15 protein-coding genes are annotated in these 17,774 nt (G+C 68.2%); 3 read left to right on the forward strand and 12 right to left on the reverse strand.

Annotated elements, in window-relative coordinates; translation table 11 throughout:
- Position 1 precedes the first annotated feature (1 nt).
- Together DAA40_RS09105 and DAA40_RS09110 are read right to left on the reverse strand one after the other, a co-directional pair.
- Entirely contained in the window at positions 2 to 1,786 is a 1,785-nt protein-coding gene (locus DAA40_RS09105; RefSeq protein ID WP_106849442.1) for a 3-hydroxyacyl-CoA dehydrogenase family protein, read from the reverse strand.
- A gap of 41 nt (positions 1,787 to 1,827) precedes the next feature.
- On the reverse strand, positions 1,828 to 3,300 hold the full coding sequence (locus DAA40_RS09110) for an aldehyde dehydrogenase family protein (protein WP_106849443.1): 1,473 nt from the start codon (positions 3,298 to 3,300) through the stop codon (positions 1,828 to 1,830).
- A 99-nt stretch (positions 3,301 to 3,399) separates the two neighbouring features.
- Between DAA40_RS09110 and nucS the strand changes: the two genes are divergently transcribed.
- Positions 3,400 to 4,056 carry an endonuclease NucS gene (gene nucS, locus DAA40_RS09115; protein WP_106849444.1) on the forward strand — a complete coding sequence of 219 codons (657 nt, stop codon included), beginning with the start codon at positions 3,400 to 3,402 and terminating at the stop codon, positions 4,054 to 4,056.
- 50 nt (positions 4,057 to 4,106) lie between these two features.
- On the opposite strand, the gene DAA40_RS09120 is transcribed toward nucS, so the two are convergent.
- The 3 genes from DAA40_RS09120 to DAA40_RS09130 form a co-directional block, all read right to left on the reverse strand.
- A complete protein-coding gene (locus DAA40_RS09120; protein ID WP_199849674.1) occupies positions 4,107 to 4,925 on the reverse strand; it encodes an enoyl-CoA hydratase-related protein in 819 nt (272 codons plus the stop codon).
- A gap of 179 nt (positions 4,926 to 5,104) precedes the next feature.
- Positions 5,105 to 6,883 (reverse strand): ABC-F family ATP-binding cassette domain-containing protein, encoded by a 1,779-nt coding sequence (locus DAA40_RS09125; RefSeq protein WP_106849445.1) that lies wholly within the window; start codon positions 6,881 to 6,883, stop codon positions 5,105 to 5,107.
- Positions 6,883 to 8,889 (reverse strand): protein meaA, encoded by a 2,007-nt coding sequence (locus tag DAA40_RS09130; RefSeq protein WP_106849446.1) that lies wholly within the window; start codon positions 8,887 to 8,889, stop codon positions 6,883 to 6,885. The genes DAA40_RS09125 and DAA40_RS09130 overlap by 1 nt, the downstream gene beginning before the upstream one ends.
- Positions 8,890 to 9,021: 132 nt before the next feature.
- On the opposite strand from DAA40_RS09130, the gene DAA40_RS09135 reads away from it, so the two are divergent.
- Positions 9,022 to 9,483, forward strand: a complete 462-nt coding sequence (locus DAA40_RS09135; RefSeq protein ID WP_106849447.1) for a MaoC family dehydratase — start codon at positions 9,022 to 9,024, stop codon at positions 9,481 to 9,483.
- Between the two features lie 333 nt (positions 9,484 to 9,816).
- Here DAA40_RS09135 and DAA40_RS09140 read toward each other — a convergent pair whose 3' ends face one another.
- Both DAA40_RS09140 and murA read right to left on the reverse strand, forming a co-directional pair.
- Complete coding sequence (locus DAA40_RS09140; protein ID WP_106849448.1) at positions 9,817 to 10,809, reverse strand: malate dehydrogenase; 993 nt, start codon at positions 10,807 to 10,809, stop codon at positions 9,817 to 9,819.
- Between the two features lie 41 nt (positions 10,810 to 10,850).
- Positions 10,851 to 12,125 (reverse strand): UDP-N-acetylglucosamine 1-carboxyvinyltransferase, encoded by a 1,275-nt coding sequence (gene murA / locus DAA40_RS09145; protein WP_106849449.1) that lies wholly within the window; start codon positions 12,123 to 12,125, stop codon positions 10,851 to 10,853.
- A gap of 36 nt (positions 12,126 to 12,161) precedes the next feature.
- On the opposite strand from murA, the gene DAA40_RS09150 reads away from it, so the two are divergent.
- Complete coding sequence (locus DAA40_RS09150) at positions 12,162 to 12,746, forward strand: cob(I)yrinic acid a,c-diamide adenosyltransferase (RefSeq protein WP_106849450.1); 585 nt, start codon at positions 12,162 to 12,164, stop codon at positions 12,744 to 12,746.
- 21 nt (positions 12,747 to 12,767) lie between these two features.
- On the opposite strand, the gene DAA40_RS09155 is transcribed toward DAA40_RS09150, so the two are convergent.
- From DAA40_RS09155 to atpA, 5 genes are all read right to left on the reverse strand, one after another.
- Positions 12,768 to 13,193: a DUF2550 domain-containing protein gene (locus DAA40_RS09155; protein ID WP_106849451.1), complete on the reverse strand. Its 426-nt coding sequence runs from the start codon at positions 13,191 to 13,193 to the stop codon at positions 12,768 to 12,770.
- Between the two features lie 81 nt (positions 13,194 to 13,274).
- Positions 13,275 to 13,667 (reverse strand): F0F1 ATP synthase subunit epsilon, encoded by a 393-nt coding sequence (locus tag DAA40_RS09160; RefSeq protein WP_234356312.1) that lies wholly within the window; start codon positions 13,665 to 13,667, stop codon positions 13,275 to 13,277.
- A 33-nt stretch (positions 13,668 to 13,700) separates the two neighbouring features.
- A complete protein-coding gene (gene atpD / locus DAA40_RS09165; RefSeq protein ID WP_106849453.1) occupies positions 13,701 to 15,149 on the reverse strand; it encodes a F0F1 ATP synthase subunit beta in 1,449 nt (482 codons plus the stop codon).
- Position 15,150: 1 nt separating this feature from the next.
- Complete coding sequence (locus DAA40_RS09170) at positions 15,151 to 16,104, reverse strand: F0F1 ATP synthase subunit gamma (RefSeq protein ID WP_106849454.1); 954 nt, start codon at positions 16,102 to 16,104, stop codon at positions 15,151 to 15,153.
- Positions 16,105 to 16,115: 11 nt separating this feature from the next.
- Positions 16,116 to 17,753 carry a F0F1 ATP synthase subunit alpha gene (gene atpA, locus DAA40_RS09175; protein WP_106849455.1) on the reverse strand — a complete coding sequence of 546 codons (1,638 nt, stop codon included), beginning with the start codon at positions 17,751 to 17,753 and terminating at the stop codon, positions 16,116 to 16,118.
- Between the last annotated feature and the right edge of the window lie 21 nt (positions 17,754 to 17,774).

The following is a 17,774-nucleotide window of genomic DNA, read 5'->3' on the forward strand; positions in this document are numbered from 1 at the left end:
GCTACTTGCGGTAGTCCCGGAAGCCTTTGCCGGTCTTGCGGCCGAGGAAGCCCGCGGTGACGAGGTGCTCCAGCAGCGGCGCCGGGGCCATGCCCTGCTCGCGGAACTCGCGGAAGAGCGTCTGCTCGATCGCCAGCGAGACGTCGAGACCGACGGTGTCGAGCAGTTCGAACGGGCCCATGGGGTAGCCACAGCCGACCTTCATGGCCGCGTCGATGTCGTCGGCGGTGGCGTAGTTCGCCTCGTACATCTTGATCGCGTCGTTCAGGTACGGGAACAGCAGCGCGTTGACGATGAACCCGGCGCGGTCGCCGCACAGCACCGGGTGCTTGCCGATGGCCTTGGTGAGTGCGACGGAGGTGTTGACCGTCTGCTCATCGGTCGCGACCGTGTGCACGATCTCGACCAGCTTCATGATCGGCGCCGGGTTGAAGAAGTGGATGCCGACGACATTCTCCGGCCGCTCGGTCTGGGTGGCCAGCTCGATGACCGGCAGGGACGACGTCGTCGTGGCCAGGATGGCGCCGTCCTTCACGATCTCGTCGAGGTTGGAGAACAGCACCTGCTTGATGTGCAGGTCCTCGGCGATCGCCTCCACGACGATGTCGCAGTCGGCGAGGTCATCCAGGCTGGTGGTGCCGGTGACCAGTGACTGTGCCTGGTCGGCGTCCTCTTGGGCCAGCTTGCCGCGTCCGACGGCCTTCTCCAGCGACTTCTTGATCGCGGCCTTGACGCCATCGACCTTCGCGTCGCTGCGTGCGACGTAGGTCGTGGCGAACCCGGCCTTGACGAACACCTCGATGATGCCGGTGGCCATGGTGCCGGAGCCGACCACACCGATCTTCTTGCCGCTCAGGTCGATCGCCGGGGCGCCCGTGTCCTCGCCCTTCGGGGTGAGGCGGTCGGCCACGACGTTCGGCGAGCCGGGCTGTTCGTAGGTGTAGAAGCCCCGGCCGGACTTGCGGCCCAGCAGGCCCGCGGACATCATCTGCTTGATGATGGGTCGCGGGGCGTGCATGCGGTTGCGACCCTGGCGGTACATCGTGTCGAGGATCTCGTAGGCGGTGTCGAGACCGATCAGGTCCATCAGCGCCAGAGGGCCCATCGGCAGGCCGCAGCCGAAACGCATGGCGGCGTCGATGTCCTCGCGGGTGGCGTATCGGTCCTCGTACATGCCCACGGCGTGGTTGAGATAGCCGAACAGCAGCGCGTTGGCGATGAAGCCGGCCTTGTCGGCGACCGACACGGGCGTCTTGCCGATCTGCTCGCACAGCGCGCGGATGTCGGCGACCACGCTGTCGTCGGTGACAACAGTGTGGATGATCTCGACCAGCCGCATGATCGGCGCCGGGTTGAAGAAGTGCATGCCGACGACCATGTGCGGGCGCTTGGTCGACACGCTGATCTCGGTGACCGACAGCGACGACGTGTTGGTGGCGAGGATGGTCTCCGGAGGACAGATCTCATCGAGCTTGTTGAAGATCCCGAGCTTGATGTCCATCTGCTCGGGAACGGCCTCGATGACCAGTTCGCAGCGCTCGAAGGCCTGCCAGTCGGTGGTGAACTCGATGCGCCCGATCAGCGCGTCGGCGTCCGACTGGCCGAGCTTGCCGCGCGCGACGCCGCGCTCGACGGACTGGGTGATGAAGCCCCGCCCGCGCTCGAGTCCCTCGTCGTCACGCTCGAAGGCGACGACCTCGATGCCCGAGCGGGCGAAAACCTCTGCGATGCCGGCACCCATGGTGCCGAGGCCGACGACGCCGACGACGGAAAAATCGCGTGACACTGCTACTCCAGTTGTGTTGTTGTCAGGTGGACGGGACAGGCTCAGGACGCTCCACCGCGGAATCTGCGGCGCATCATGTCGGCGATGAGACGTACGGCGTACGGTTTGCGCGCGAAGCTCGTGACGACGAGGGGAATCGGTACACGCAACTTAGCAACTGACTGCGACCTGGCGAACTCACGGAGACCATCCTCACCGTGGATTCGCCCGAACCCGGATTCACCTACCCCACCGAAGGGCAGTGACGGGATGCCGGCGAACGAGATCACCGAGTTGATCGCGACCATGCCGGTGCGCAGCCGAGCCGCGATCCGCTCCCCCGCGGAGCGCGAGAAGACGGCCGCGGCAAGACCGTACGGCGTCGCGTTGGCCTTGGTCACTGCCTCGTCCATCGAGGCGACCTTGTTGATGATCACGACCGGTCCGAAGGTCTCCTCCTGGATCGCGACACTGGTCTCGGGCACCTCCGCCAGCACCACCGGCCGCACGTACGGCGGGGCGATCGACTCGGGCCCGCCGAGCACCGCTCGGCCGCCATCTGCGATCGCCGCGTCGACATGCCGGCGGACGACGTCGAGCTGGCTGGGCATGGTCATCGGGCCGTACGCCGCGCCCCCGTCGTTGCCGGGCTGCAGATCGCGCATGATCTCAGCGGTGCGGTGCAGCACCTTGTCGTAGACCTTCTCGTGCGCGTAGACGCGCTCGGTGCCAACGCAGGTCTGGCCGGCATTCGAGCACGCGCCCCACGCGGCAGCCTGGGCGGCCGCCTCGATGTCGGCGTCCTCATCGATGATCAGGACGTCCTTGCCGCCGCATTCGACGAGTACGGGCGTCAAGGTCGCCGAGCACGCCTGCATCACCTTCTTGCCGGTCGCGCTCGAACCGGTGAACGCGATCTTGTCGACACCCGCCTCGCACAGCGCCGCTCCGGTCTCCCCGAGCCCGGTGACCACCTGTAGCACGGGCTGCTCGGGGACCACCTCGGCGAAGGTTCGCACCAGCCACTCACCGACGGCGGGCGTGAACTCGCTGGGCTTGAAGACCACCGCATTGCTGGCGGCCAGCGCGTAGGTGATCGAGCCCATCGGCGTGAACACCGGATAGTTCCACGGCCCGATGACCCCCACGACGCCGTACGGCAGGTACTGGATGGTCGCGGCGTGGTTCGCGCTCAGCAGACCGGGACTCACCGAACGCCGACCGAGCACCTTGGCGGCGTGCTTGGCCGCCCAGTCGATGTGATCGATCGCCAGGATCGTCTCGAGCATCGCGTCGTCGCGCGTCTTGCCGCCCTCCCGGTGGACCAGGTCGGCGAGCTCGTCGATCCGCCCGGCGATCAGCGAACGCCAGGCCAGCAACCGCTTCTTGCGTTCGGAGAAGCCGATCATCGCCCACCAGCGGCTGGCCTCGCGTGCCTCGGCAACCACTGCGCGTACGTCGGCGGCGCCGGCGATCGGGAAGGTCGCGACCACCTCGCCGGTCGCGGGATCGAGGCTGTCGAAGGTGTCGGCCATGCGCTCTCCTGGGCTACTGGACGGTAACGAGGTGCTCGGTTCATTATGGCGCACCGTGTAGCCTCAGCGCCGTCCCAATCGTCGAGCCGGGAAGAGCCCATGCGCCTTGTGATCGCCACCTGCGAGGTCGACTACGCGGGCCGGCTGTCGGCCCACCTGCCCAAGGCCAAGCGCCTGCTGCTGGTGAAGAACGACGGCTCGGTGCTGGTGCACTCGGACGCCGGCTCGTACAAGCCGCTGAACTGGATGTCGCCGCCGTGCAAGCTCATCGAGCGGGACGGCGAGTGGGTGGTGAAGGCCAAGTCCGGCGACAGCCTGCACATCACCATCCACGAGGTGCACTCGGATAGCACCCATGACCTGGGGATCGATCCCGGGCTGACCAAGGACGGCGTCGAGGCGCACCTGCAGGAGCTGCTCGCGCTGCACCTGGATGCACTCGGCCCCGGGCTGCGTCTGGTACGCCGCGAGTACCCCACGCCCATCGGGCCGGTCGACATCATGTGCAAGGAGGCCGCCGGGTCGGTGGCGATCGAGGTCAAGCGGGTCGTCGAGATCGCCGCGGTCGAGCAGCTCACCCGCTATCTGGAGCTGCTCAACCGCGACACCAAGATCGCGCCCGTGCGCGGCGTCCTCGCCGGCAATGTCATCAAGCCGCAGGCGCGGACGCTGGCCACCGATCGCGGCATCGAGTGCGTGGTGACCGACTACGACGAGCTCCGCGGCCTGGCCGACCCCACGCAGCGACTGTTCTGACCGGTTCGCCGGCGCCCGGCGCCGGCGCCGGAGAACAGCCGCGGTGGGCCCTAGCGCGGCCAGACCGGCTTGCGCTTCTCGACAAAGGCGTTCATGCCCTCGCGCGCGTGGTCGGTCTGGGAGGCGGAGGCCATGACCTCGATGGCATACATGTACGCCTCCCTCTCCGGCCGGTCGATCTGGTTGTAGAGCGCCTGCTTGCCCAGGGCCTTCGCCATCCGGCTGCCATCGGAGAGCTTGGTGATCAGCTCGTCGAGCTTGGCGTCCAGCTGGTCATCGGGGACGGCGTAGTTGATCAGGCCCCATGCCTCAGCGGTCTTGGCATCGATCGGCTCGCCCGACAGCGCCAGCTCCATCAGGTGCTTGCGGCCGATGTTGCGGGCGACCGCCACGCTCGGGGTGTGGCAGAACCAGCCGCCCTTGCCGCCCGGCACCGCGAACGCCGCCGACTCGGCCGCCACTGCGAGATCGGCATTCGCGACCATCTGGCACCCGGCGGCGGTGGCCAGCGCGTGCACCTTGGCGATGACGATCTGCGGGATGGTGTGCATCCGCTGCATCATGTCGGTGCACAGCTGGAGCAGCGCGCGCATCGAGTGCAGGTCCCGTCCGATCATGTCGGCGAAGTCGTGGCCGGAGCTGAACACCGGTCCGTCGCCGGCGATCACGAGGATGCGTGCATCGGTGGTCGCGACGTGGTTGAGGGCGTCGAGGATCTCAGCCATGTGGTCCTCGGACAGTGAGTTGCGGCGCTTGGCGCGCATCATCGTCAGGGTGATGACCTGGTCCTTGCGATCGAGCTTGATGTGCTCGTAGGTAGGCAGGTCCGCGGGGGCGGGGGTCTCGGTACGGTCGGCGATCTCAGTCATACTCCCCAATGTAGGCACCCTACTGATACCGGTGTCAGCTGGGCGCCGCGCCGGTCATCACTCGGCGAGAGAGCGTCGCTGCGCAGCCAGCCGCCGCGCCAGACCGGTCACCGCCCCAGCTCGATGAAATAACGCCGCCCGTGCCGGACAGGTATCGCCGCCGTGTCGTGGCCGGGCTCTCAGTCGGCCAGCTCTGCCGACTCAAGCCATTGCTCCTCGAGACCGGTCTTCTCCTCGTCGATCTCACGCAGCTGCGCGTTGAGCTCGCGCACCTTCTCGAAGTCGCTGGCGTGCTCGGCGAGCTGCTCGTGCAGCCGCTGCTGCCTGCCCGTCAGCTGCTCGATCTGCCGCTCGATCCGGGCCAGCGCCTTCCGGGCCTCACGCTGCTCGGCGGCCGACGGCCCGGACGCCAGAGCCGGCCGCTGGCTTGGCGTGGACGCGGGGGCTTCGGGCAGTGACGATGCCAAGCGGCGCAGATCCAGATACTGCGCCACTCCCCCCGGCAGGTGGCGCAGTACGCCGTCGCCGAGGACGGCGTATTGCTCGTCGCAGACCCGTTCGAGCAGGTACCGGTCGTGCGAGACGACCACGAGGGTGCCGGGCCAGCCGTCGAGCAGGTCCTCCAGCGCCGCGAGGGTGTCGACGTCCAGGTCGTTGGTCGGCTCGTCCAGGATCAGCAGGTTCGGCTCGTGCATCAGGGTGCGGACCATCTGCAGCCGCCTGCGCTGCCCGCCGGACAGGTCGCGTACGAAGCGCTTGTGCATGGATGCCGGGAAGCCGAAGCGTTCCAACAGCTGACCGCCAGTGAGCTCCTTCTTGCCGACCCGGATCACGGTGGCGTGCTCGGACACCGCCTCGATCATCCGGTGGGCGGGGTCGAGCTCGGCGAGGTTTTGCGACAGGTGCCCGACCCGAACGGTGGTACCGATCTCGCGGTGCCCGGAGTCGATGTCCTGCTCGCCGATCAGCGCCCGCAGCAGCGTCGACTTGCCCGCTCCGTTCGGACCGAGGATCCCGTATCGGCCACCGGGCGTGAGCCGCCAGGTGACCTGGTCCAGGATCGTGCGCTTGCCGAAGCGCACGCTGGCCTCCACCAGGTCGACCACGGTCTTGCCCATCCGCGAGGTCGCGGTCGCGACCAGCTCGATCTTGTCGCGCGGCGGCGGGACGTCAGCGATGAGGGCGTTGGCGGCCTCGATCCGGAAGCGCGGCTTCGAGGTGCGAGCCGGGGCGCCGCGGCGCAGCCAGGCCAGCTCCTTGCGCGCCAGATTGCGACGCCGTTCCTCGGTGGCATCGGCGATCCGCTGCCGCTCGGCGCGCGCGTAGACCCAGTCGGCGTACCCGCCGTCATACATCCGGATCTGGGCGTCCGCGACCTCCCAGGTGCGGGTACACACCGTGTCGAGGAACCACCTGTCGTGCGTGACGACCAGCACGGAGCCCGAGAAGCCGGCGAGGTAGTCCGCGAGCCACTGCACCCCCTCGATGTCGAGGTGGTTGGTCGGCTCGTCGAGGATCAGCAGGTCGACGTCCGCGACGAGCGCGGCCGCGAGCCCGACTCGGCGGCGCTCGCCACCGGACAGGTCGCCGACCGAGCGGTCCAGTCCGAGCCGCAGCAGCCCCAACCCCTCGACGACGCGACGCGCCCGCGGATCGGCAGCCCACTCGTGCTCGGCGCCGGCGGTGCCGGGGACCACGAACTCACGGATCGTCGTGCTGTCGGCGAAGTCGTCACTCTGGCCGACATCGGCGACCTGCAGCCCAGAGCGGTACGAGACGCGCCCGGAATCCGGCGTACGTCGCCGGGAGACGACCTCCAGCAGTGTCGACTTGCCGGCCCCGTTCAGACCGACGACGCCGATGCGGTCGCCGTCCTCGATGCCCGCGGAGACCTCCCGCAGCACCGGGGTGACGTCGAACTGGACGGTGACCTGGTCGAGATTGACCTGACCGGCCACTACTTGCTCTCGGCGAGCAGCCCCGAGCCCTGCTCGACGACGTCGATGATGCTCGACATGATGTCGTTGAGCTCGTAGTCCTTCGGTGTGAAGACCTTGGCCACGCCCTGCTGAGTGAGTGCGCGGGCATCCTCATCGGGAATGATCCCGCCGACGATCACCGGCACGTCGTCCATGCCGTTCTCGCGCAGCCCGCGGACCACGGCCGGCACGACCTCCAGGTGCGAGCCGGACAACACCGACAGGCCCACGACGTGCACATCCTCCTCGACGGCGGCCGCGACGATCTGCTCGGGAGTGAGGCGGATCCCCTGGTAGATCACCTCGAAACCGGCGTCTCGGGCCCGGACGGCGATCTGCTCGGCACCGTTGGAGTGACCGTCCAGGCCGGGCTTTCCGACGAGCATCTTCAGTCGCCGGCCCATGCGGTCGCTGAGCTCGGAGACGCGGGCGCGGACCCGCTGCAGGGCCTCCCCCGCTTCGCCGGACGCCGACGCGGCCGAGACGCCCGTGGGCGCGCGGAACTCGCCGAACTCCTCGCGGAGGGTCTGTGCCCACTCCCCCGTCGTCACGCCGGCGCGGGCGCACTCGAGGGTCGCCTCCATCAGGTTGGCCGTGGAGCGCGCGGCCTCGCGTAACCCGGCTAGCGCCTTCTCGACGCGCGGGTTGTCCCGCTCGGCGCGCCACCTGCGGACGGCGTCCACGGCCGCCTGCTCCACGCCCGGGTCGACGGTCATGATCGACTCCTGCGACTCGTCAGTGAGCGGGCTGGGCTCGGTCGAGTCGAACTTGTTCATGCCGACGATGATGTCGTCGCCGGACTCGATGCGCGCCCGGCGGCTGGCCAGCGAGTCCACCAGGGCGCCCTTCATGAAGCCGGACTCGATCCCGGCGACCGCCCCGCCCATCTCCTCGATCTGCTGCATGAGCGCCTTGGCGCCCTCGATGATCGAGTCGACCTTGGCCTCGATGACCTTCGAGCCCTCGAAGATGTCCTCGTACTCGAGCAGGTCGGACTCGTAGGCCAGCACCTGCTGCATGCGCAGCGCCCACTGCTGGTCCCAGGGCCGCGGCAGGCCGAGAGCCTCGTTCCACGCCGGCAGCTGGATGGCGCGAGCCCGGGCGTCCTTGGACAGCGTCACGCCGAGCATCTCGAGCACGATGCGCTGGACGTTGTTCTCCGGCTGCGCCTCGGTCAGGCCCAGCGAGTTCACCTGGACGCCGTACCGGAAGCGGCGCATCTTGGGATCCTCGACGCCGTACCGCTCGCGGGTGATCTCGTCCCACAGCTTGCCGAAGGCGCGCATCTTGCTCATCTCCTCGATGAACCGCACGCCGGCGTTGACGAAGAACGAGATGCGCCCGACGACCTTCCCGAAGTCCTCCTCGGACACCTGACCGGAGTCACGGACGGCGTCCAGCACGGCGATCGCGGTGCTCATTGCGAAGGCGACCTCCTGCACCGGCGTCGCACCGGCCTCCTGCAGGTGGTAGGAGCAGACGTTGATCGGGTTGAACTTGGGCATCGCGTGGACCGTATAGGCGACCATGTCGGTGATCAGCCGCATCGACGGAGCCGGCGGGAACACGTACGTGCCGCGGGAGAGGTACTCCTTGACGATGTCGTTCTGGGTGGTGCCGGCGAGCTTGCTGGTATCAGCGCCCTGCTCCTCGGCGACCACCTGGTAGAGCGCCAGCAGCCACATCGCGGTGGCGTTGATGGTCATGGAGGTGTTCATCTGCTCGAGCGGGATCTCGTTGAACAGCGCCCGCATGTCACCCAGGTGGGAGATCGGCACGCCGACGCGGCCGACCTCGCCGCGGGCGAGCTGATCGTCCGGGTCGTAGCCGGTCTGGGTCGGGAGGTCGAAGGCGACCGACAGGCCGGTCTGGCCCTTGGCCAGGTTGCGGCGGTACAGCTCGTTGGACGCGCTGGCGGACGAGTGTCCGGCATAGGTGCGCATCACCCAGGGGCGATCGCGCTCGTCGTTCGAGGGGTAGGGCATGGGGACCTCCAGAAGGGCGTTCTGATCAACTCTATAAAGGGCGACTTCCGAACCTCATTCGGCTATGGATAACCTCACAAGGGAAGCGCCCCGAACGGGGGCGCCGCCAGCCATCCAGGACAAGGAGTCACTATGGCAGAGCTCAAGGTATTCAACGGCATCGACGACCTGAAGGCCAACGTCGGCAACACCTTCGGCCCGACCGACTGGTTCGAGGTCACCCAGGAGGCTGTCAACCTCTTCGCCGACGCGACCGGTGACCACCAGTGGATCCACGTCGACGTGGAGCGCGCCAAGGAAGGCCCGTTCAAGACGACGATCGCGCACGGCTTCATGACCCTGTCGTTGATCCCGATGTTCGGCTCGCAGCTCACCCAGGTGCAGGGCGTCAAGATGGGCGTCAACTACGGCTGCGACAAGGTGCGCTTCCCGCACCCGGTGCCGGTCGGCTCGAAGCTGCGCGCGTCGGCGACGCTCGCGGAGGTCACCGACATCGCGATGGGCAGCCGCGCGTCGTGGGACTGGACCATCGAGGCCGAGGGCGTCGACAAGCCCGTGTGCATCGCTCGGATGCTGTCGGTCGTCGTTCCGTAGCGAGCGACCCCCACGGTCGTCGAGCCAGGAGGTCGCCCAGCGACCGACGACGTCGAGACGCCGCAAGCCGCGCGTTTCCGCAACGAAGAACCGCCCCGCCCGGATTCGGGCGGGGCGGTTCTTCGTTGTGGGCGCGGATACCGTGGGCGCGCGGCGTCTCGACGTCGGCTGCGCAAGCGCATCCGCCTCGCTCGACGACCGTGGGTTCGGTCTCGCTCGACGACCGTGGGTTCGGTCTCGCTCGACGACCGTGGGTTCGGTCTCGCTCGACGACCTTGGGGTTCCGCCCTCCGTGGGGGCGCGACGAGCGTGCCGGCCCGCCGGTCCTCGCCGTTACGGGATGAGGCCGAGTTTTGCCACGGCGTCGCGCTCCTCTTCGAGCTCCTTGACGGAGGCGTCGATCCTCTCGCGGGAGAAGCCGTCGATCTCCAGGCCCTGCACGATCTCGTACTCACCGTTCTTGCAGGTGACCGGGAAGGACGAGATCAGGCCCTCGGGGACGCCGTACGAGCCGTCGGAGGCGATCGCCATCGAGACCCAGTCGCCCTCGTCCGAGCCCAGCGCCCAGTCCCGCGCGTGATCGATCGTCGCCGAGGCCGCCGAAGCGGCGGACGACGCACCGCGCGCGTCGATGATCGCTGCGCCACGCTTGGCGACGGTCGGGATGAAGGTGTTTGCCAGCCACTCCTGGTCGCCGACGGTCTCGGCGGCGTTCTTGCCGGAGACCTCGGCATGGAACAGGTCGGGGTACTGGGTGGCGGAATGGTTGCCCCAGATCGTCATCTTCTTGATCTCAGTGACCGGCACGTTCAGCTTGGCAGCCAGCTGGGAGATGGCGCGGTTGTGATCCAGCCGAGTCAGCGCCGAGAAGCGGGTGTCGGGGATGTCGGGGGCGTTGTTCATCGCGATCAGCGCGTTGGTGTTCGCCGGGTTGCCCGTGACGGTGACGTGGATGTCGTCCGCGGCGACCTCGTTCAGCGCCTGGCCCTGCGGGGCGAAGATGCCACCGTTGGCCTCGAGCAGGTCGCCGCGCTCCATGCCGGGACCGCGCGGGCGGGCGCCGACCAGCAGCGCGTGGTTGACGCCGTCGAAGACCTTCTTCGCGTCGTCGCCGATCTGGACGCCGGCCAGCGTCGGGAAGGCGCAGTCGTCGAGCTCCATGACGACCCCCTCGAGGGCCTTCAGTGCCGGGGTGATCTCGAGCAGCCGCAGCTCCACGGGGGTGTTGGCGCCGAACAGCGCGCCCGATGCGATGCGGAAGAGGAGGCTGTAGCCGATCTGACCGGCGGCGCCGGTCACGGCAACCTTGACGGGTGTGGTCGTCACGATCTGCCTTTCGAAGAGGTTTTCACTGGATGGCTCCGAGGTTACTCGGGCAGGTCGATGTCCGGGACGCTGACCCGTTCGATCGTCGCGCCGAGCGCGCGCAGGTGCTGCTCGAAGCCCGGGTAGCCCCGGTCGATATGCATGACGTGACCGACGTCGGTGACGCCCTCGGCCACCAGTCCGGCCAGGACCAGACCCGCACCGGCCCGGATGTCGGTGGCCTCGACGGGCGCGCCGGACAACCGTTCGATCCCGTCGATCGAACAGTGGTGGCCGTCGACCTGGATGCTGGCGCCGAGCCGGATCAGCTCGTTGACGAACATGAACCGGCCCTCGAAGACGTTCTCGGTGAGCATCGAGTGCCCTTCGGCGATGGAGCCGAGCGCGATTGCCATCGGCTGCAGGTCCGTGGGAAAACCGGGATAGGGCAGCGTGACGATGTCCCGTGCGGACGGCCGCCGATCGATCGAGACCGCGAAGCCGTCGTCATGCTCGGTGATCGTGGCGCCCATGTCGCCGAGCTTCTCCAGCACCCTTTCAAGGTGGTCGGCGCGAGCACCGCGCACCCGCACGTCGCCGCAGGTCATGACGGCGCCGATGGCCCAGGTCCCTGCGACGATCCGGTCCGGCACCGTGCGGTGGCTGACCGGCCGCAGCCGATCGACACCTCGGATCCGCAGCGTGGAGGTGCCGGCCCCGTCGATGTGCGCTCCCATGGCCTGCAGCATGCGGATGAGGTCGACGATCTCCGGCTCACGGGCGGCGTTGTCGATGATGGTCTCGCCGTCCGCCAGCACCGAGGCCATCAGCACGTTCTCGGTCGCGCCGACGCTGGGGAACTCGAAGGCGACCTGGGCGCCGCGCAACCGATCGGCCGTGGCGATCAGGTAGCCGTGCTCGCTGCGGACGTCGGCGCCAAGCTGGATCAGGCCGTTCACGTGCATGTCCAGCCCGCGCGTGCCGATCGCGTCTCCCCCCGGCATGGCGACCTTCGCGCGTCCGAAGCGCGCCACCAGCGGGCCGAGAACGGCGACCGCCGCCCGCATCCGTCGGACCAGCCGGTAGTCGGTCTCGGTGGACGTCGACCCCGGGACGTCGATCACGACCCGTCCGTCGGCCGTGCCGACAGCACATCCGAGCTGGCGCAGCACCTCGCTCATGATCGTCACGTCGAGAATGTCGGGGACGTTGTCGATCCGCGTGGTGCCCTCGGCCAGCAGCGCCGCGGCCATCAGCTTCAACGCGCTGTTCTTCGCGCCGCTCACCGGCACCTCCCCGGCCAGCCGCGCCCCGCCCGTCACCCGGTAGACGTCCATCCGCTCATCGTAGTGAGGCAGCAGTAGGGTGAGCCCATGGCTGTTCACCTCACGAGGATCTACACGCGCACCGGCGATGCGGGCACGACCGGTCTCGGCGACTTCTCCCGGATCAGCAAGACCGACGCCCGGCTGCAGGCATACGCGGACTGCGATGAGGCCAACAGCGTGCTCGGTCTGGTGCTCGCCCCGATGTGCGCGGCCGACGTCGACGACCGGCTCCGGGCGATCCTCACGCGCATCCAGAACGACCTGTTCGATGTCGGCGCCGATCTCTGCACGCCCTTCGACCCGAATCCGAAGTACCCGCCGCTGCGGGTGGAACCGGACTACGTCGAGCGGCTCGAGGCCTGGTGCGACGAACTGCAGGAGGGCCTGAGCAAGCTGGACAGCTTCATCCTGCCCGGCGGGACGAACGCCGCGGCGTACCTGCACCTGGCGCGTACGGTCACGCGTCGCGCCGAGCGATCGACGTGGGCGGCGATGGAGCAGTACGACGACATCAACCCGTTGACGGCGAAGTACCTCAACCGGCTCTCGGACCTGCTGTTCATCGCTGGCCGCCATGCCAACCCGAACGGCGACGTGAAGTGGGTGCCGGGGGGCGAGCGCAGCGGCTAGATCCGCCAGTTCTGCGGTGGGTCAGCGGGTCGCCATCCAGCTCGGCGGTGCGGACTCCCACCACGACAGCAGCCCGGGCAGGGCCGACTTCGGGACCGCGACCAGCTGCGGTCCCGCGGACGTGCTCAGGTGCAGCACGATGGCATCCGGCGGCATCCACAGAGAATCGCCTTCCGACGGCTCCTCGCGTTCTCTGATCTGAGTGTCGCGGCGGGCGATCCGCAGCGATGGCCCGGCACGGAAGGACGTCAGCCGGAACCATTCCAGGTGCTCGTCGGCGTACCGCGCCACCCCGAGCGCCCACCCGCCGCGCAGCCCCCGGCCGCGGTGCACCGACATCCCAATGGCGCCACGCAGGACCAAGATCCGGCGACGGCGGTACAGGAAGACGCCGACGGCCAGCACGAGGACGGCGGCCACGATGATGACCCACGCGGCGATCTGCATGACGCTGCCCCCTTCACCGGTCCTGACGACGACGTCGCACCCAGGATGCTCCTGGGTGCGACGTCGTGGTGCTCATTCTGGTTAACTGCTGGCTTGCTCCGCGGCCATCAGGCGGGACTGCGCCCGGGCCTTCGCCGCGGCGTGATCGTACTCGCCCTCGTCGGATTCGGCGCGCTGCAGCGCGGCCCTCGCGCGATCCACGTCGATCTCGTCGGAGAGCTCTGCGAACTCCGCCAGGATCGACACGCCCTTGTTGCTGACCGAGAGGAACCCGCCGTGTACCGCGGCGATCAGGGTCGACTCTCCGCCGGTGCGCTGGATCTTGACCAGGCCGGGCTCGGCGAGCTGACCCAGCACGGGGGCGTGCCCGGGCAGGATGCCGATCTCTCCCTCGGTGGTGCGGGCGACGACCATGTCGGCCTCACCGGACCACAGCAGCCGCTCGACGGCAACCAGCTCCACGTTCAGTGGCATCAGCCGGTCCTCCTTCCTACGCGATCGACGGTGCTACTTGGCGAGCTTCTTGGCGTTGGCCTCGAGGTCCTCGATGCCGCCGCACATGAAGAACGCCTGCTCGGGCAGGTGGTCGAACTCGCCCTTCGACAGCCGATCGAAGGCGTCGATGGTCTCCGCGAGCGGGACGACCGAACCGGGCTGGCCGGTGAACTGCTCGGCGACCAGCAGGTTCTGCGACAGGAAGCGCTCGATGCGGCGAGCGCGGCTCACCAGCACCTTGTCCTCCTCGCCGAGCTCGTCGATGCCGAGGATGGCGATGATGTCCTGCAGCTCCTGGTAGCGCTGCAGGATCCGCTTGATCTCCTGGGCGACGCGGTAGTGCTCCTCGCCCACGATCGCGGGGTCCAGGATGCGCGAGGTCGAGGTGAGCGGGTCCACCGCGGGGTAGATGCCCTTCTCGGTGATCGGACGCGAGAGCTCGGTCGTGGCATCGAGGTGCGCGAACGTAGTCGCCGGCGCCGGGTCGGTGTAGTCGTCTGCAGGAACGTAGATCGCCTGCATCGAGGTGATCGAACGGCCCTTGGTCGAGGTGATCCGCTCCTGCAGCTCGCCCATCTCATCAGCGAGCGTCGGCTGGTAACCGACCGCGGAGGGCATGCGGCCCAGCAGCGTGGACACCTCAGATCCGGCCTGGGTGAAGCGGAAGATGTTGTCGATGAACAGCAGCACGTCCTGGTTCTGCTCATCGCGGAAGTACTCCGCCATGGTCAGTGCGGACAGCGCGACCCGCATGCGGGTGCCCGGCGGCTCGTCCATCTGACCGAACACGAGCGCGGTGTCGTTGATGACGCCCGACTCGGTCATCTCCAGGAAGAGGTCGTTGCCCTCGCGAGTACGTTCCCCGACGCCCGCGAACACCGAGGTGCCACCGAAGTTCTTCGCAACGCGGGTGATCATCTCCTGGATCAGAACGGTCTTGCCCACGCCGGCGCCGCCGAACAGGCCGATCTTTCCGCCCTGCACGTACGGGGTCAGCAAGTCGATGACCTTGATGCCGGTCTCCAGCATCTCCGTCTTGCCCTCGAGCTGGTCGAAGGCCGGGGCCTTGCGGTGGATGCCCCAGCGCTCGCCGCTGAACTCGATCTCCGGGGCGTCGAGGCACTGGCCGAGCGCGTTGAACACGTGGCCCTTGACCTGGTCGCCGACCGGCACGGAGATGGCCGCGCCGGTGTCGGAGACCGACGCGCCGCGGATCAGACCGTCGGTGGGCTGCATCGAGATGGTGCGGACCATGTTGTCACCGAGGTGCTGGGCGACCTCGAGCGTCAGGGTCTTGCGCATCGCCTCGAGCTCGACCTCGCAGTGCAGCGCGTTGAACAGCGCCGGCACCGCACCGCGCGGGAACTCCACGTCGACGACCGGGCCGATGACGCGGACAACGCGACCGTTGGCGCTGCCGCTGGTGACGCCTGCCGCGGGCGCTTCGGTAGTTGCAGTCATATCAATCATCACTTCCTGCGGAGGCAAGGGCGTCGGCGCCACCGACGATCTCGCTGATTTCCTGGGTAATCTGAGCCTGGCGGGCCTGGTTGGCCTCGCGGGTGAGGTTGCGGATCAGCTCGCTGGCGTTGTCGGTCGCCGACTTCATCGCGGCGCGCCGTGCGGCCGACTCCGAGGCCGACGACTCGAGCATCGCCGAGAAGATTCGCGTCGTGACGTACTTCGGCAGCATCGCGTCCATGAGGTCGGTCGCATTGGGCTCGAACTCGTAGGCCGGCGGGATCTTGTCCTTGACCTGCTCCCGCTCCTGCTCGGAGACCTCGGCGTACTCGACCTCGAGCGGAGCGATCCGCGTCGCGGCCGGGACCTGCGAGAGCATCGAGCGGAACTCGGTGTAGACGAGGTGGATCTCGTCGAAGCCGAGCACGCCGTCCTCGCCGGGCCCCTCTGCATCGTCGTCGGCGCCCGCGAGGAAGCCGGCGATCAGCGCCTCGGCGACCTCCTTGGCGTCGTCGTACGACGGCCGCTCGGAGAAGCCGGTCCACGAGCCGGCGAGCTCGCGATCGCGGAAGGTGTAGTAGGTCACGCCGCGCCGGCCGGTGACGAACAGCACCGGGTCCTTGCCCTGCTCGCGCAGCAGCGACATCAGCTCCTCGGCGGTCTTGATCGCGTTGGAGTTGTAGCCGCCGCACAGGCCGCGGTCCGCGGTGACGATGAGCACCGCGGCGCGCCTGGGGTTCTCCCGTTCCTTCAGCAGCGGGTGATCCAGCGCCGCGGACCCGGCCAGCGCCGACATGACTCGCGTCATCTCGTTGCTGTACGGGAGTGCCGCCTGGGCCTTCGCCTGTGCCTTCCCGATGCGCGTGGTCGCGATCAGCTCCTGGGCACGGGTGATCTTCTTCGTCGAGTTCACCGAGGAGATCCGGCGACGAAGATCGCGAATGGAAGCTGGCATGGTCTACTCGCCTACTTCTTGGCCTTGTAGACGGTGACCTTCTCCTGGCCGACCTTCTCGGCTTCCATCGACTGCGCCGGGGCCTCGTTGATCAGCCGCTCGCCGCTGCTGGTCGTGAAGCGCTGCTGGAACTCCTTCACTGCCGACTCGATCTCGTTCGAGGCGTCGTCCGAGAGCGTCTTGGTCTCCACGATCGAGTCCATGATCGCCGGGTGCTGGTGACGCACGAACTCCAGGAACTCCGACTCGAAGCGGCGGACGTCCTCGACCGGGACGACGTCCAGGTGGCCCTTGGTGCCGAGGTAGATCGACACGACCTGCTCCTGCACCGCGAACGGCGAGTACTGCGGCTGCTTGAGCAGCTCGACCAGGCGGGCGCCGCGGTCCAGGGTCGCCTTCGAGGCCGCGTCGAGGTCCGAGGCGAAGGCCGAGAAGGCCTCCAGCTCGCGGAACTGCGAGAGGTCCAGGCGCAGCGAGCCGGCGACGGACTTCATCGCCTTGATCTGCGCCGAGCCGCCGACGCGGGAGACCGAGATGCCGACGTTGATCGCCGGGCGGACGCCGTTGTTGAACAGGTCGGACTGCAGGAAGCACTGGCCGTCGGTGATCGAGATGACGTTGGTCGGGATGTACGCCGAGACGTCGTTGGCCTTGGTCTCGATGATCGGCAGGCCGGTCATCGAGCCGCCACCGAGCTCGTCGGAGAGCTTCGCGCAGCGCTCCAGCAGGCGTGAGTGCAGGTAGAACACGTCGCCCGGGTAGGCCTCGCGGCCCGGCGGGCGGCGCAGCAGCAGCGAGATGGCGCGGTAGGCCTCGGCCTGCTTGGTCAGGTCGTCGAAGATGATCAGGACGTGCTTGCCCTGGTACATCCAGTGCTGACCGAGGGCCGATCCGGTGTACGGCGCCAGCCACTTGAAGCCGGCCGAGTCGGAGGCGGGAGCAGCGACGATCGTCGTGTACTCCATCGCGCCGGCCTCTTCCAGAGCCGCGCGGACGCCGGAGATGGTCGAGCCCTTCTGGCCGATCGCGACGTAGATGCAGCGGACCTGCTGGGTCGGATCGCCGGTGGCCCAGGCGGCCTTCTGGTTGATGATCGTGTCGATGCAGACGGCGGTCTTACCGGTCTTGCGGTCGCCGATGATCAGCTGGCGCTGGCCGCGGCCGATCGGGGTCATCGCGTCGATGGCCTTGATGCCGGTCTGCATCGGCTCCTTGACGGGCTGGCGCTCGACGACGGTGGCGGCCTGCAGCTCCAGAGCGCGCTCCTCGTCGCTGGCGATGTCGCCAAGGCCGTCGATCGGCTTGCCGAGCGGGTCGATGACCCGGCCGAGGAAGTCGTCGCCGACCGGGACCGACAGGACGCGGCCGGTGCGCTTGACCTGCTGGCCCTGCTCGATCTGGTCGTAGTCGCCGAGGATGACCGCACCGATGTGGCGGGTCTCGAGGTTCAGTGCGACGCCGAGGATGCCGCCAGGGAACTCCAGCAGCTCGTTGGTCATCGCCGAGGGCAGACCCTCGACCTGGGCGATGCCGTCCATCGTCTCGACGACGGTGCCGACTTCTTCGCGTGAGACGTCGGTCGTGTACGACGAGACGTAGCTGTCAAGGGCGCTACGGATCTCATCCGACGAGATCGTCAACTCCGTCATGGTTCTTGTCCCTGCTCTCGT

The sequence above is a fragment of the Blastococcus sp. Marseille-P5729 genome, from assembly GCF_900292035.1.
Classification (GTDB): domain Bacteria; phylum Actinomycetota; class Actinomycetes; order Mycobacteriales; family Antricoccaceae; genus Cumulibacter.

Bases quoted from the DNA above. Each gene is read 5' to 3' on its own strand.
- DAA40_RS09110 (WP_106849443.1), bottom strand. From the start codon at position 3,300: ATGGCCGACACCTTCGACAGCCTCGATCCCGCGACCGGCGAGGTGGTC.
- nucS (WP_106849444.1), top strand. From the start codon at position 3,400: ATGCGCCTTGTGATCGCCACCTGCGAGGTCGACTACGCGGGCCGGCTG.
- DAA40_RS09120 (WP_199849674.1), bottom strand. From the start codon at position 4,925: ATGACTGAGATCGCCGACCGTACCGAGACCCCCGCCCCCGCGGACCTG.
- DAA40_RS09130 (WP_106849446.1), bottom strand. From the start codon at position 8,889: ATGCCCTACCCCTCGAACGACGAGCGCGATCGCCCCTGGGTGATGCGC.
- DAA40_RS09135 (WP_106849447.1), top strand. From the start codon at position 9,022: ATGGCAGAGCTCAAGGTATTCAACGGCATCGACGACCTGAAGGCCAAC.
- murA (WP_106849449.1), bottom strand. From the start codon at position 12,125: ATGGACGTCTACCGGGTGACGGGCGGGGCGCGGCTGGCCGGGGAGGTG.
- DAA40_RS09150 (WP_106849450.1), top strand. From the start codon at position 12,162: ATGGCTGTTCACCTCACGAGGATCTACACGCGCACCGGCGATGCGGGC.
- DAA40_RS09155 (WP_106849451.1), bottom strand. From the start codon at position 13,193: ATGCAGATCGCCGCGTGGGTCATCATCGTGGCCGCCGTCCTCGTGCTG.
- DAA40_RS09160 (WP_234356312.1), bottom strand. From the start codon at position 13,667: ATGCCACTGAACGTGGAGCTGGTTGCCGTCGAGCGGCTGCTGTGGTCC.
- atpD (WP_106849453.1), bottom strand. From the start codon at position 15,149: ATGACTGCAACTACCGAAGCGCCCGCGGCAGGCGTCACCAGCGGCAGC.
- DAA40_RS09170 (WP_106849454.1), bottom strand. From the start codon at position 16,104: ATGCCAGCTTCCATTCGCGATCTTCGTCGCCGGATCTCCTCGGTGAAC.
- atpA (WP_106849455.1), bottom strand. From the start codon at position 17,753: ATGACGGAGTTGACGATCTCGTCGGATGAGATCCGTAGCGCCCTTGAC.